Source organism: Solwaraspora sp. WMMA2065, assembly GCF_030345075.1.
GTDB lineage: Bacteria > Actinomycetota > Actinomycetes > Mycobacteriales > Micromonosporaceae > Micromonospora_E.
On the sequence record NZ_CP128361.1, the window covers coordinates 5,909,965 to 5,924,484 of the forward strand.

11 protein-coding genes and 1 pseudogene are annotated in these 14,520 nt (G+C 68.4%); 10 read left to right on the forward strand and 2 right to left on the reverse strand.

The window, feature by feature from the left end:
* Positions 1-31: 31 nt before the first annotated feature.
* The 4 genes and pseudogenes from trpS to O7610_RS26940 all read left to right on the forward strand — a co-directional run bounded on the left by trpS (position 32) and on the right by O7610_RS26940 (position 3,073).
* Positions 32-1,057, forward strand: a complete 1,026-nt coding sequence (gene trpS, locus O7610_RS26925) for a tryptophan--tRNA ligase (RefSeq protein ID WP_281567121.1) — start codon at positions 32-34, stop codon at positions 1,055-1,057.
* A gap of 2 nt (positions 1,058-1,059) precedes the next feature.
* Positions 1,060-1,608: a 2'-5' RNA ligase family protein gene (locus O7610_RS26930; RefSeq protein ID WP_281553161.1), complete on the forward strand. Its 549-nt coding sequence runs from the start codon at positions 1,060-1,062 to the stop codon at positions 1,606-1,608.
* 76 nt (positions 1,609-1,684) lie between these two features.
* Positions 1,685-2,599 (forward strand): annotated as a pseudogene (locus tag O7610_RS26935) (YhjD/YihY/BrkB family envelope integrity protein); the annotation flags it as partial.
* A 54-nt stretch (positions 2,600-2,653) separates the two neighbouring features.
* Positions 2,654-3,073, forward strand: a complete 420-nt coding sequence (locus O7610_RS26940) for a hypothetical protein (RefSeq protein ID WP_282234800.1) — start codon at positions 2,654-2,656, stop codon at positions 3,071-3,073.
* A 205-nt stretch (positions 3,074-3,278) separates the two neighbouring features.
* Here the strand turns inward: O7610_RS26940 and O7610_RS26945 are convergent, their stop codons facing one another.
* Both O7610_RS26945 and O7610_RS26950 read right to left on the reverse strand, forming a co-directional pair.
* A complete protein-coding gene (locus O7610_RS26945) occupies positions 3,279-4,949 on the reverse strand; it encodes a glycoside hydrolase family 13 protein (RefSeq protein WP_289213700.1) in 1,671 nt (556 codons plus the stop codon).
* A 95-nt stretch (positions 4,950-5,044) separates the two neighbouring features.
* Positions 5,045-6,100 carry a LacI family DNA-binding transcriptional regulator gene (locus O7610_RS26950; RefSeq protein WP_289212126.1) on the reverse strand — a complete coding sequence of 352 codons (1,056 nt, stop codon included), beginning with the start codon at positions 6,098-6,100 and terminating at the stop codon, positions 5,045-5,047.
* A 154-nt stretch (positions 6,101-6,254) separates the two neighbouring features.
* On the opposite strand from O7610_RS26950, the gene O7610_RS26955 reads away from it, so the two are divergent.
* From O7610_RS26955 to O7610_RS26980, 6 genes are all read left to right on the forward strand, one after another.
* Positions 6,255-7,511, forward strand: coding sequence for a sugar ABC transporter substrate-binding protein (locus tag O7610_RS26955; RefSeq protein WP_289212127.1), 1,257 nt, complete (start codon positions 6,255-6,257; stop codon positions 7,509-7,511).
* Entirely contained in the window at positions 7,511-9,052 is a 1,542-nt protein-coding gene (locus O7610_RS26960) for an ABC transporter permease subunit (protein ID WP_289212128.1), read from the forward strand. The genes O7610_RS26955 and O7610_RS26960 overlap by 1 nt, the downstream gene beginning before the upstream one ends.
* A complete protein-coding gene (locus tag O7610_RS26965; RefSeq protein WP_289212129.1) occupies positions 9,049-9,909 on the forward strand; it encodes a sugar ABC transporter permease in 861 nt (286 codons plus the stop codon). The genes O7610_RS26960 and O7610_RS26965 overlap by 4 nt, the downstream gene beginning before the upstream one ends.
* 3 nt (positions 9,910-9,912) lie before the next feature.
* A complete protein-coding gene (locus tag O7610_RS26970; protein WP_502959060.1) occupies positions 9,913-11,817 on the forward strand; it encodes a glycoside hydrolase family 13 protein in 1,905 nt (634 codons plus the stop codon).
* A gap of 242 nt (positions 11,818-12,059) precedes the next feature.
* Positions 12,060-12,449 carry a hypothetical protein gene (locus O7610_RS26975; protein ID WP_289212130.1) on the forward strand — a complete coding sequence of 130 codons (390 nt, stop codon included), beginning with the start codon at positions 12,060-12,062 and terminating at the stop codon, positions 12,447-12,449.
* A gap of 34 nt (positions 12,450-12,483) precedes the next feature.
* On the forward strand, positions 12,484-14,520 hold the full coding sequence (locus tag O7610_RS26980) for a tetratricopeptide repeat protein (RefSeq protein ID WP_289212131.1): 2,037 nt from the start codon (positions 12,484-12,486) through the stop codon (positions 14,518-14,520).

Below are 14,520 nucleotides of genomic sequence, written 5' to 3' on the forward strand. Positions count from 1 at the left end.
TCGATCCACCGGTGCTGTCAGAATTGTCGACATGTCCGAGCCCGCCTCCCGCCCCCGGGTGCTCTCCGGCATCCAGCCCACCGCCGACTCGTTCCACCTCGGCAACTACCTCGGCGCGGTGCGCAACTGGGTGGCGATGCAGGACAGCCACGACACCTTCTACTGCGTGGTCGACCTGCACGCGATCACCGCCGGCCACGACCCGCAGGTGCTGCGCCAGCGGACCCGGGTGGCCGCCGCCCAGCTGCTCGCCGCCGGTCTCGACCCGGGCCGGTGCACCCTGTTCGTCCAGTCCCAGGTGCCGCAGCACGCCCAGCTTGCCTGGGTGATGGGCTGCATCACCGGGTTCGGCGAGGCGAGCCGGATGACCCAGTTCAAGGACAAGTCCGCCAAGCAGGGCGCCGAGCGGGCCAGCGTCGGGCTGTTCACCTACCCGGTGCTGCAGGCCGCCGACATCCTGCTCTACCAGGCCGACGCGGTCCCGGTCGGCGAGGACCAGCGGCAGCACCTGGAACTCACCCGGGACCTGGCGCAGCGGTTCAACACCCGGTTCGGCGCCACCTTCACCGTGCCGGCCCCGTACATCGTGCGGGACACTGCCAAGATCGTCGACCTGCAGGACCCGACCGCCAAGATGTCCAAGTCGTCGTCCTCCCCGGCCGGCATCATCGACCTGCTGGACGATCCGGCGAAATCGGCCAAGAAGATCCGCTCGGCGGTCACCGACACCGGCCGCGAGATCATCTACGATCCGGAGAGCAAGCCCGGCATCAGCAACCTGCTCACCATCTACGCCGCGCTCAGCGGCCGGACGCTCGACGAGCTGACCGCCGCGTACCAGGGCAAGGGCTACGGTGACCTGAAGAAGGACCTGGCGGAGGTGGTGGTGGAGTTCGTCCGGCCGATCCAGGAGCGCACCCGCGGCTACCTCGACGACCCGGCCCAGCTGGACAAGGTGCTGGCGATCGGCGCGGGTAAGGCCGAGGCGGTGGCGGCCGCGACGCTCGCCGCCGTGTACGACCGGGTCGGCTTCCTGGCACCCGCGGGGACTGTCTGACAGTGTCCGTCATCGGCGCGCGACCAGCTCCCGGTCAGGTGCGGATCGGCGTCGCCATCGACATCCCGCAGCCCTGGGGCGAAGAGCTGACCCGTCGCCGGGCCGAGGCCGGCGACCCGGCCGCCGAGTACGTGCCCGCGCACATCACCCTGCTCGGCCCGACCGACATCGTCGAAGATCAGTTGGCCGAGGTGGAGGCGCACCTGGCGGCGGTGGCCGCCGCGCACCCGCCGTACCCGCTGCACCTGCGCGGAACCGGGACGTTCCGGCCGATCACCGAGGTGGTCTTCGTCGCGGTGGCGGCGGGGATCAGCGAGTGCGAGCTGCTGGCCTCGGCGATCGGCACCGCCGACCAGCTCGTCCGGGAAAGCCGCTTCGCGTACCACCCGCACGTGACCGTCGCCCAGGACGTGCCAACCGATGCGATGGACAAGGTCTACGACGACCTGGCCGGCTTCGAGGCACAGTTCGAGGTCGACTCGTTCACGCTCTTCTCGCACAGCGGTGAGGGGCGGTGGCGGCCGCACCGGGATTTTCCACTCGGCGGCTGACCACCCGGCGGCTGACCGCTCGCGGTGCCCGCCCGGCTGACCACCTGACGCTGCCCCGGTGCACCAGGATGACGGGGTGAACGTATTCGACCGGGCCTGGTCCGGCACCCAGTGGGCCCTGGACCGGTCCCGGCGGCGGTACCCGCGCCTGGACCACCTCTGGCGGGCGGTCGAACGCTACAACCAGGTGCTGGGCGGGCGGCTGGCCGCCGCGATCGCGTACTACGGGTTCTTCGCCGTCTTCGCCCTCGGTCTGGTCGCGTACTGGGTGTTCGGCGCCCTGGTGGAGGCCAACGCCGAGGTCAGCGCGGCGGTCGCCGACTTCCTGCTGCAGAACCTGCCGTTCCTGGACCTGGACGAGATTCAACGCAACAGTGGCCAGGTCGGTGTCGTCGGCCTGGTGCTGCTCGGGTTGACCGGCATCGGCTGGGTGGAGGCGATCCGCTCCTCGCAGCGGTTGGTCTACCAGCTCGACCAGCAGCCCGGCTTCTTCGGCGTACGGCAGGTCGTCGACCTGGCCGTACTCGTCGGGGTGTTCCTGCTGATCGGCGTTTCGGTCGGCGCGGTCGACGCGCTGCGGTCGCTGCTGGGTTGGCTGCTCGGCGAGAGCTCGGTCGCCGCGGCCGTCGCGAGCGTGCTGCTCGCCTTCGTGATCAACCTGGTGCTCGCCGCGGCGCTGCTGGTCGCGGTGCCCCGGCTGCGGATGTCCGCCCGGCGGCTGGTCGCCCCGATTGTCGTGGTGGCGTTCGGGCTGACCGTGTTGAACACCGCCGGGCGGTTCTACGTCGGCAGGTTCGAGCGCAATCCCGCGTACACCGTGGTGGCCGGCGCGGTCGGGTTGCTGATCTATCTCTACCTGCTCAACCAGCTGCTGCTGTTCGGCGCGGCGCTGGCCGCGACCAGCCGGCACGGCCGGGTGGTCGACCTGACCGCCCGGCGGACAGCCGGGCGTACGCCCCGCCGGACAGCCGGAACGGCACCGTCAAAAGCAGTAAAAGCCGCAAAAGCCGCCGACGGTCTCCGGTGTACGACGATGATCGGTCAGGTGGGGGCACTAGTCACGCTTGAGCTGCCGGACGACTCACCGGCACACACGATGCCGTGGATCGTCACCTTCGGGCCGCTCGGCGACCAGGACGGCGAGTGGGAACCGGTGGTGTGCGGGCCGTACGAACGGGCGCACGCGCTGGCCCTGGCCGAGACGGTGGTCGCCGACGAGGAGCTGATGGCGGTGGTCGAACCGCTGCTGACCCTGGTCACCGTCGAGGAGATCCGCGGCGAGCTGGCCGCCGCTCAGGCCTCCGCCGACGAGGACGTCGCCGAGTACGACGACTTCGAGGACCTGGTCGGCGGCAACGACGCCGAACCGCAGGAGCGGCACGTCGAGCCGTCGCCGCCGCCGTCACCGGACGAGGTGCGCGCCGGCATGGCCCGCATCGCCAACATGCTGACCGCCGGGAGCTGACCATCAGTGGTGGTGCCCCGGGACCAACCCTGGTCCCGGGGCACCGTCACCACCTTCGCCCCCCACCACAAGGGGTCCTTGCCCAGCCGCCCGGCGGCGCTTCCGGCTCGACGAACGACCGGTGTTTCCTGCTCCGAGCCGTACCCGGCGCCGGGCCGTCGTAAACCTGGCCGCACCCTGCCAGCCGGCCGCGGCGAAACGGGCGTCAGGCCGGCCGGAACCAGGCGGCGGCGTCGACCGGCAGCAGCCGGCCACGGGGCGGTCCGTCCAACGGCGCGCTGGTGATCAGCGGTACGCCGTACCCGTCGACCGGCACCGGCGCACCACTGAGGTTGACCACGCAGATCAGCGCGTGCGCGCCGCCGTCCGTGTCGGTCCCGCCGTCGTCACCGCGTCGGAACGCCAGCACGCCCGGCCCGGCCTCCAACCAGGACAGCCCGGTGCCGTCGCCGGCCGGGGCGTCGCGCAGCGCCGGGTGCTCGGCCCGGATGGCGAGGGCCCGCCGGTACAGCTCCAACGTCGAGGACCCGTCGCCGGTCTGGGCCTGTGCGGTCAGCGGCGCCCAGTCGGCCGGGGCCGGCAGCCAGGATTCGACCGAGCCGGCCGGCCCGAAGCCGTACGGCGGGGTGTCGCCGCTCCACGGCAGCGGCACCCGGCAGCCGTCGCGGCTGGCCCCGGTGCGGCCGAACGCCGGGTCCTGCCGCAGATGGTCGGGCAGGTCCAGGACCTCCGGCAGGCCCAGCTCCTCACCCTGGTAGAGGTAGGTGCTGCCGGGCAGGGCGAACATCAGCAGCGCGGCGGCGCGGGCCCGGCGCAGCCCGACCTCGCCGTCGCCGTACCGGGTGACGTGCCGCTGCTTGTCGTGGTTGGACAGCACCCAGGTGGTCGGCGCGCCGACGATCGCCGCTTCGGCGAGCGCGGTGTCGATCACCTTGTGGAACGAGTCGGCCGACCAGGTGGCGTCGAGGAAGTCGAAGTTGAACGCCTGGTGCAGCTCGTCCGGGCCGATGTAGCGGGCGAGCCGCTGCGGGGTCTCCGCCCACGCTTCGGCGATCGCCATCCGCCCGCCGGGGTAGCTGTCCAGGACCGGTCGCCAGGCGCGGTAGATGTCGTGCACCTCGTCCTGGTCGAAGTAGGGCAGCCGGCCCTTGCCGAGCAGTTCGATCTGCCGGCGTCCGGTGGTGGCCGAGGTCCAGCCGATGTCCGGCAGCCCGTCGGCCTTGATCATCCCGTGGGCGACGTCGATGCGGAACCCGTCGACGCCCCGGTCCAGCCAGAACCGCAGGATCTGCTCGAACTCGGCGCGCACCTCGGGGTGGCGCCAGTTGAGGTCGGGCTGGGCCGGGTCGAACAGGTGCAGGTACCACTGGCCGTCGGGCAGGCGGGTCCAGGCCGGCCCGCCGAAGATCGACTCCCAGTCGTTCGGCGGCTCTTCGCCATTGTCGCCACGGCCGTCGCGGAACATGTACCGGTCCCGCTCCGCCGACCCGGGCGCGGCGGCGAGCGCCGCGACGAACCACGGGTGTACGTCGGAGGTGTGGTTCGGCACGATGTCGACGATGATCCGCAGGCCGAGCGCGTGCGCGTCGGTGATCATCTCGTCGAAGTCGGTGAGGTCGCCGAACATCGGGTCGACCTCGCGGTAGTCGGCGACGTCGTAGCCGCCGTCGACCATCGGGGAGCGGTAGAACGGCGTCAGCCAGAGCGCGTCGACGCCGAGGTCGCGCAGGTACGGCAGGCGGCTGCGGATGCCCTGCAGGTCACCGATGCCGTCGCCGTCGGAGTCGGCGAAGCTGCGCACGTACACCTGGTAGACGGCGGCGGTGCGCCACCAGTCGTCGCGGGCGGTGCGGGGCGCGGCCTGGGCAGGATCGATCGTCACGGGTTCCCCGTCCTGTCGGTGCGTTGCTGGCTCTGCTCCGAGCATGCCTGCCGGTTCTTGCAAGAGTCAAGCAACCCTTGCGCAAGCTCTCAGCTGGCGGGCGCGGCCGCTGCGGCGGCGAGGTGGGTGACCTGGGGGGCGATGCCGGTGGAGCCCCGGGAGACCAACTCGGGGCGGAACACGTACTCCGAGTTCGGGGCGGCGTGCCCGTTGATCTCGTCGACCAGGGCGCGGACCGCCGCCACCGCCATCGCGATCACCGGCTGGCGCAGCGTGGTCAGCGGCGGATCGGTGAACGCCATCAGCGGCGAGTCGTCGTAGCCGACCACCGACACGTCACCCGGCACCGACAGGCCACGCTGGCGGGCGGCCCGGATCGCGCCAAGCGCCATCAGGTCGGAGCCGCAGGTGATCCCGGTGACACCCTTGTCCAGCAGCCGGTTCGCCGCCGCCTTGCCACCCTCCACACCAAACAGTGACAGTGCGGTCAGCTCGTCGATCTCGGCGTCGCTGGCACCGACGAGCCGGCGCATCGCCGCCCGGAACCCGGCCAGCTTGCGCTGCACCGGCAGGAACCGGTCCGGCCCGGTGATCAGTCCGATCCGCCGGTGGCCGAGGGAGACGAGATGTTCCACGGCCAGCTCGCCGGCTTCCCGGTCGTCGCAGGAGACAAACGGGGCTTCGATGCCTTCGGCGTACCCGTTGATCAGCACGATCGGCAGCGGCCGGGCGATCAGTTTGCGGTAGCGCTCGTGGTCGGCGGCGGTGTCGGCGTGCAGGCCGGAGACGAAGACGATGCCGGCGACTTGGCGGTCCAGCAGCATCTCCACGTACTCGTCCTCGGTGACGCCGCCGGGGGTCTGGGTGCAGAGCACCGGCGTGTAGCCGGACTGGGCCAGCGCGGACTCGATGGTCTGCGCGAACGCCGGGAAGATCGGGTTGTCCAGCTCCGGCACCACGAGGCCGACCAGGCCGGCGCTGCGTTTGCGCAGCCGGGCGGGGCGTTCGTAGCCGAGGACGTCGAGCGCGGTCAGCACCGCCTGGCGGGTTTCGGCTGCCACCCCGGGGCGGTCGTTGAGCACCCGGGACACCGTGGCCTCGCTGACTTCGGCCTGGCGGGCGATGTCGGACAGTCGTGCGCGCATGGCCTCCACGGTAGCGCACCGGCAAGTTCTTGCGACGGTCCCTGCAAGCTCTTCCATTGCCTGCAACGTCTTGCTAACGTCCCGGCAACACACGACGAAACCAGTGCCGTGATCGCGGCACCGTACTGCAATAACTTCCAGGACAGGAGTCCCGATGCGCGTCCGTACCACGTCGGTGGCCGCCGGGCTGGCCGCCGTGCTCGCGCTGGCCGCCGCCGGCTGCGGCAGCAGCGACGGCGAACCCGCCACCACCGACAGCCCCGATGCCGCCGCCGGCGGCACCCTGGTCATCTGGGCCGACGACAAGCGCAGCGCCGCCCTCGCCCCGTTCGCCGAGAAGTTCGGCGCCGACAACGGCGTCACCGTCGAGGTCCAGGCGATCTCCAAGGACCAGCAGACCACCTTCGTCACCGCGTCACAGCAGGGCAGCGGCCCGGACGTGATGGTCGGCGCGCACGACTGGATCGGCAACCTGGTGCAGAACGGCGCCATCGAGCCGGTCCAGCTCACCGCCGGCCAGACCGCCGGCTTCGCCGACGTCGCCATCCAGGCGGTCACCTTCAACGGCCAGCTCTACGGCGTCCCGTACGCGATGGAGAACGTCGCCCTGATCCGCAACACCGCGCTCGCCCCCGACGCCCCCGCCACCATCGAGGACCTCGTCGCCACCGGCGAGCAGCTCAAGGCCGACGGCAAGGTCTCGGAGATCCTCTGCCTGCAGGTCGGGCAGAACGGCGACGCCTACCACCTCTACCCGCTCTACACCTCGGCCGGCGGCAGCCTCTTCGGCACCACCGCCGAAGGCGACTACGACCCGGCGCAGCTCGGCGTCGGCACGGCCGAGTCGATCGCCGCGTTCGAGAAGATCGCCACGCTGGGCGAGAAGGGCAAAGGTGCCCTGAAGCGCTCCATCACCCCGGAGAACTCGATCGCCACCTTCACCAGCGGCAAGTGCGCCTTCCTGGTCTCCGGGCCGTGGGCGATCACCGACGCCAAGGGCGCTGACATCGCGTACGACATCAGCCCGGTCCCCGGCTTCGCCGGTGGGGCCGAAGCGCAGCCGTTCGTCGGCGTGCAGACCTTCTACGTCGCCGCGAAGGGCAAGAACAAGGCCCTCGCGCAGGAGTTCGTCGCCAACTACACCACCCAGACCGACCTGGCTGTCGCGCTCTACGAGGCCGAGCCGCGCCCGCCGGCGCTGACCGCCGCCCTCGACCAGGTCGCCGGGGCCGACCCGGACCTGGCCAAGTTCCAGCAGGCCGGGCAGGGTGGCGCGGTGCTGCCGGCGATCCCCGAGATGGCCGCCATCTGGGACCCGTTCGGCAAGGCGGAAGCCGCGATCGTCGGCGGTGCCGACGTGGCCAGCACGATCACCGCCGCCGGTCAGACGATCGCCGAACAGATCAAGTAATGCGCGACACCGGAGCCGGCGGTCTGCTGGCCAAGGCGCTGCTGCTCGGCCTGGTCGCGGCGATCGCGATCTGGGCGGCGTTCCCGCTGATCGACGCCGAGGCGTGGGTCGGGCTGGGCATCCTGGCCGTCACGACCGCCGGCATCGGCTACCTCTACCTGGGTCGACGGCACGTGCCGGCGAAGTACCTGATCCCCGGCACCCTGTTCCTGATCGCCTTCCAGATCTTCCCGGTGCTCTACACCGCCTCCACCGCGTTCACCAACTTCGGCGACGGACACCGGGGCAGCAAAGCCGAGGCGATCGCGGCCATTCAGGCCACGTCGGTGGTCCAGGTCCCAGGATCCATCGAGTACGCGATGACCGTCGCCACGGTCGGCGACGCCGCCACCGGTGACCTGGTGCTGCTGGTCGTCGACCCGGCCGACGGGGTCGTCTACGCCGGTGACGAGGATGGGCTGACCGAGCTGCCGGCCGGCGACGTCACCGTCACCGACGCCGGCAAGGTCACGGCGGCCGACGGCTACACGCTGCTCAACGCCGGCCAGGCCAGTGCCCGCAGCCAGGAGATCACCGACCTGGCGGTGCCGACCGACGACGGGGCGATCCGCTCCATCGGGCTGTCCCGGGCGTACGAAGGGGTCGCCGTCCGGGCGTACGACGACGATTGTGACTGTGTCACCGACACCGTGACGGGCACGGTGTGGACGGCCGACGACGACGCCGGCTCGTTCGTCTCCGTCGACGGCGACCGGCTGCTGCAGGGCTGGCGGGTCGGCGTCGGGCTGGACAACTTCACCCGCGTGCTGACCGACCGCAGCATCTCCGGGCCGTTCCTCGGCACCCTGGTCTGGAACTTCGCCTTCGCGATCGGCTCCACCGGCGGCACCTTCGTCCTCGGGCTGCTCTGCGCCCTGGCGCTGCACTCCGACCGGGTGCGCGGGCGCAACCTCTACCGGGTGCTGCTGATCCTGCCGTACGCGATGCCGTCGTTCGCAATGCTGCTGGTCTGGCGGGACATGTTCAACACCGACTTCGGGCTGATCAACCAGTTCTTCGGGTTGACTGTGGACTGGTTCGGGCAGGACTGGTCGGCCCGGCTGGCGGTGATCGGCGTACAGCTGTGGCTCGGGTACCCGTACATGTTCCTGGTCGCCACCGGCGCGCTGCAGGCCATCCCGAAGGAGCTGACCGAGGCCAGCTCGATCGACGGCGCGAACCCGTGGCAGGCGTTTCGCCGGGTGACGTTGCCGCTGCTGCTGGTGGCGTTGACGCCGCTGCTGATCGCCTCGTTCGCATTCAACTTCAACAACTTCAACGCCATCTATCTGACGACGGAGGGTGGGCCGTTCCCGGCGGACAACCCGAGTGTCGGCGCGACGGACCTGCTGATCACCTACACGTACCGGTTGGCGTTCGGCGCGGCCGGCGCGCAGTACGGCTTCGCCGCCGCCATCTCGATCTTCATTTTCACGCTCGTCGCGGTGATCTCCGCGGTCAGCTTCCGGCGCACCCGGGCCCAAGAGGAGGTGTACGGATGAACCGGCGCTCGTTCACCCGTTGGCTGAGCCGGGTCGGCTGGCGGCACCTGGTGGCGCTGCTGGCCGTGGCGTTCTCGCTGTTCCCGATCGTGTTCGTGCTGTCGGCGGCGGTGAACCCGCTGGGCACCCTGTCGTCGACCGATCTGTTCCCGACCGGGGCGTCGGGCAACAACTTCCGTCGGCTGTTCGCCGACACGGCGTTCGGCCGCTGGTTCGGCAACTCGCTGCTGATCGCCGGGCTGGCGTCGTTTGCGTCGGTGTTCCTGTCGTCGCTGGCGGCGTACGCCTTCTCCCGGATGCGGTTCCGGGGCCGGCGGGTCGGGCTGCTGTCGCTGCTGCTGATCCAGATGTTCCCGCAGTTCCTGGCGATCGTGGCGATCTTCCTGATCTTCTCGACGATCACCGACCTGTGGCCGACGATCGGGTTCAACACCCCGTGGGGGCTGATGCTGCTCTACCTCGGTGGCGCGCTCGGGGTGAACACCTGGCTGATGAAAGGCTTCTTCGACACCCTGCCGAGGGAGTTGGACGAGTCGGCCACCATGGACGGGGCGTCGCACGCCCAGGTGTTCTTCCGGATCATGCTGCCGCTGGTGGCGCCGATCCTGGCGGTCACCGGGCTGCTGGCGTTCATCAACACGATCAACGAGTTCCTGATCGCCAACGTCTTCCTGACCAACCCGGAGGCGAAGACGCTGGCGGTCGGCATGTACGGCCTGGTGGCGGGGGAGCGGAACAACAACTTCGGGATCTTCGCCGCCGGCACGCTGCTGACGGCGGTCCCGACGGTGCTGGTGTTTCAGCTGCTCAGCCGCTACATCGTTTCCGGTCTCACCTCCGGGTCTGTGAAGGGTTAGCTTGTGGGTCAGCTGTTCGAGGCGCACCATGACGGATCGTCGTTGTATGCGCCGGGTGCCGCCGCCGGGGTAAACCTGGGTGATCGGGTGTCGGTCTTCGTCCGGGTGCCGGCGGGTGTGCGGCCGGTCGACAAGCTGTGGGTACGCTCCATAATCGACGGTGAGCCGCGCTTCTCCGAGGCGGTGGTCGACCGGCACGATCCGAACGGGGACGTGTGGTGGCGCGGCGAGGTGGAGGCCGGTAACCCGGTCACGCCGTACCGTTTCCTGCTGGCCGGCGGCGACTCTGCTGGTCCGGCCGGGTCTGCTGCCGGCGGGTCTGCTGCTGGTGGCGGGGGTGGGCGGCGTTGGTTGACCGGGGTCGGCGAGGTCGACCACGACGTGCCGGACGCCACCGACTTCCGGCTCGTCACCCACGATGCGCCGCCGGCCTGGGCCGCCGACGCGGTGATCTACCAGATCTTCCCGGACCGGTTCGCCCGGTCGGGTGCCGCTGACGGGCGGGAGCTGCCGAAGTGGGCGATTCGGTGCGACTGGGACACCCCGGTCGTCGGGCGCGGGCCGGAGACGCCGTACCAGTTCTACGGCGGTGACCTGGACGGCGTCCGGGAGCGGCTCGACCACCTGGAGCGGCTCGGCGTCAACACCGTCTACCTGACGCCGATCTTCCCGGCCCGGTCCAATCACCGGTACGACGCCGCCGCGTTCGACCACGTCGACCCGCTGCTCGGCGGCGACGAGGCCCTGGCGCGGCTGTCGGCGGCGGTGCACGCTCGCGGGTGGCGGCTGCTCGGCGACATCACCAGCAACCACACCGGCGACGCCCACCCGTGGTTCACCGCCGCCGTGTCGGACGTATCGTCGGCGAAGCGGGAGCTGTACTACTTCGGCGACGACGGCGACTACGAGTCATGGCTGGGCGTGAAGTCGCTGCCGAAACTCAACTGGGGCAGCGCTGAGCTGCGGCGACGCTTCGTCGATGGGCCATCGTCGGTGGCGCGGCGGTGGCTGCTGCCGCCGTACGGGTTGGATGGTTGGCGGATCGACGTGGCCAACATGACCGGCCGGCGCCGGGCCGACGCGCTCACCCTGGAGGTGGCCGCGCTGCTGCGCCGGGCGGTGGCCGAGACTCGGCCGGACGGGCTGATCGTCGCCGAGCACGCGCACGACTTCACCCGTGACCTGGACGCCGATGGTTGGCACGGGACGATGAACTATGCCGGGTTCACCCGGCCGGTGTGGAGCTGGCTGCGGTCATCATCGTTGGAGTTGCCGGACTTCCTCGGCGTACCGGGTGGGGTGCCGGCCCGGTCGGGGCCGGCGGCGTTGGCGACGATGCGAGCGTTCGGGGCGTTGGTGTCGTGGCGGTCGTTGGTGCATTCGTGGCAGCTGCTCGGCTCGCATGATTCGGCCCGGATCCGGACGGTGGTGGGGGATGCGGCCCGGCAGGAGGTGGCGGCCGGGTTGCAGTTCACGTTGCCGGGGACGCCGATGGTGTTCGCCGGGGATGAGCTGGGGTTGCGGGGCGACAACGGGGAAGGCTCGCGTACGCCGATGCCGTGGGATCGGCCAGACTTGTGGGACGGGGCGACGTTCGGGGTGTATCGGGCGTTGGTGGCGTTGCGTCGGGAGGTGCCGGAGCTGCGGCACGGCGGCCTTCGTTGGGTGTACGTCGATGACGACGCCCTGGTCTTCCTGCGGGAGTCGCCGTCCGGGTCGGTGTTGGCGTTGGCCCGGCGGGCGTCGGGTGCTCCGGTGCGGTTGACCGGTCTGGTGGCCCCGCCGTCCGCTGCTGCTCCGGCACTGGTCAACCTGTACGGCGGCGCACCCCCGCTACGCCCGACCACCGACGGCACCCTGACCCTGCCGGCAGCCGGCCCCACCTTCCAACTCTGGCGCCTCCCCTGACGGCACGTCCTGCCTCGGCACGACCATGAGCTGCACGCCAACATCTCAGACAAGGGCTTACGTGGCTGACGTATAGCTCGGAACCGATGTCTAGCAGCGGCTGGCTGTCGTTACGCGGCGACTCATACTTACAATTGGGACAATGTGGGGTGGTCTGGCATTTTCGGCTGCCGGCGTTCCCGCCTCCTCCTCTCTCCTGTGTCGCGCGTCCTCCTCGTGACTGGAGCGCCTACACTGCAGCTGTGCAGCTGGGCTCTGGAGATCCGCAGGTCTTCGAAAAAGTAGGCGACGGCCTTCCGGATCAAACACGCCAGGAACTGTATGCCGTGTTGGCAGACCACGCGACAGAAGTCGTAGAGGAAGCGGGCCGTCTCGCTGCAGATCCATTTCGAGCGCCAGGTGCATCGATGATTACGCCGGCCATGATAAGGGATGCACACTTTCTCAAGATCAAAGGTTATGTGAAGAGGCGATCTTCGAAAAAGTCGAAGATCGCAACCGTAGCATTGTTCTTCCTGGCTTATGTCGGCGGGATTTTTACCAATAACATCACAAGACCGTGGGGGTCAATAGGTTTCGCGGTCTGTGCGGCTCTTGCGGTAATTGCGTTCATGGGAGGACGAGATGAGTGAGAGTCGGACTCCTAAGCGTGAAGTAAGCGCAAACTTGAGCGCAGATGCGACGCTTTTACTTGAAGGGTTAGCTCAAGAGTATCGCCAGAAGGTGGTTGAAATGGCAATGCGACGAGTTGCCCTAGATAAGGATGCGTCATCACAAATACAAGCAAGCGATCTTCGGGAAGCCGCGGCTCGATTGAGGTTGAACCGTGATATAGAGGATCTGCGTGAGAAAAGATTCGGTCGACACACCTACTTTCTTCTAGTCACCGTCATTGCCGCGGCTGGTACAGCGGCTATCCTTGGGCTTTTCGCAAATCTGGTTACCGACAAAATGTTGGAAGACGCCGACCGGTGGGCATTTTCGCTCGGATTCGCGCTCGCTCTCGTTTCCTTCGCGGCGGCTTCGCTATCTGGAGTCCTTGCAAGGAGCTCGGCGTTGGCAGCGAAGAGAGCCACCAAGAGTGCTGAGGGGGCGCTGAACGAGGCGACTTTCCTGGCGCGCTGGCGAGAGTTTGAACGTTTGATTCGGCGAGTTGCCGAGAGGGCCGGCATGCCAACCGATTCGCGGCGCAGCCTTGGTATGGTACTTGGGCTTTATGAGGTAGAAGTTGCGTTAACCCGGAAAGAAAAGGATGAGATACGAAAACTTCTCCACAGTCGAAACACGATCGCGCACTCGCCGACAGGTTATGTTGACTCTGTAGAGCTGGGTGAGCTATTCGACTTGCTTGATTATCATCTTTTGAAGGCACGCCGCCATCTCTCGGATCATCCCGATACCTTGGCGTCGCGGAGCAACCTTGCTGCGGCTTATCGGGCGATGGGTCGACTTGATGAGGCCGTCACTCTGTACCAGCAAACGTTGGCCGACAGCGAACGCACGCTGGGGTCGGATCATCCCGATACCTTGGCGTCGCGGAGCAACCTTGCTGCGGCTTATCGGGCGATGGGTCGACTTGATGAGGCCGTCACTCTGTACCAGCAAACGTTGGCCGACAGCGAACGCACGCTGGGGTCGGATCATCCCGATACCTTGGCGTCGCGGAGCAACCTTGCTGCGGCTTATCGGGCGATGGGTCGACTTGATGAGGCCGTCACTCTGTACCAGCAAACGTTGGCCGACAGCGAACGCACGCTGGGGTCGGATCATCCCGATACCTTGGCGTCGCGGAGCAACCTTGCTGCGGCTTATCGGGCGATGGGTCGACTTGATGAGGCCGTCACTCTGTACCAGCAAACGTTGGCCGACAGCGAACGCACGCTGGGGTCGGATCATCCCGATACCTTGGCGTCGCGGAGCAACCTTGCTGCGGCTTATCGGGCGATGGGTCGACTTGATGAGGCCGTCACTCTGTACCAGCAAACGTTGGCCGACAGCGAACGCACGCTGGGGTCGGATCATCCCGATACCTTGGCGTCGCGGAGCAACCTTGCTGCGGCTTATCGGGCGATGGGTCGACTTGATGAGGCCGTCACTCTGTACCAGCAAACGTTGGCCGACAGCGAACGCACGCTGGGGTCGGATCATCCCGATACCTTGGCGTCGCGGAGCAACCTTGCTGCGGCTTATCGGGCGATGGGTCGACTTGATGAGGCCGTCACTCTGTACGAACAAACGTTGGCCGACAGAGTTCGTGTCCTTGGATGGCAGCACCCAGGTGCTTTGGTGTCGCGGAGCAACCTTGCTGCGGCTTATCGGGCGATGGGTCGACTTGATGAGGCCGTCACTCTGTACGAACAAACGTTGGCCGACAGCGAACGCATCCTGGGGTCGGATCATCCCGATACCTTGGCGTCGCGGAGCAACCTTGCCGCGGCTTATCGGGCGATGGGCCGAGTCGCTGAGGCCGTCACTCTGTACGAACAAACGTTGGCCGACAGCGAACGCATCCTGGGGCCCGATCATCCCGATACCTTGGCGTCGCGGAGCAACCTTGCTGGAGCTTATGGGGCGATGGGCCGAGTCGCTGAGGCCGTCACTCTGTACGAACAAACGTTGGCCGACAGCGAACGCATCCTGGGGCCCGATCATCCTGCCACTTCGATGATTCGCACAGACTTGGAAACCTCGCGAGGCGAGTAG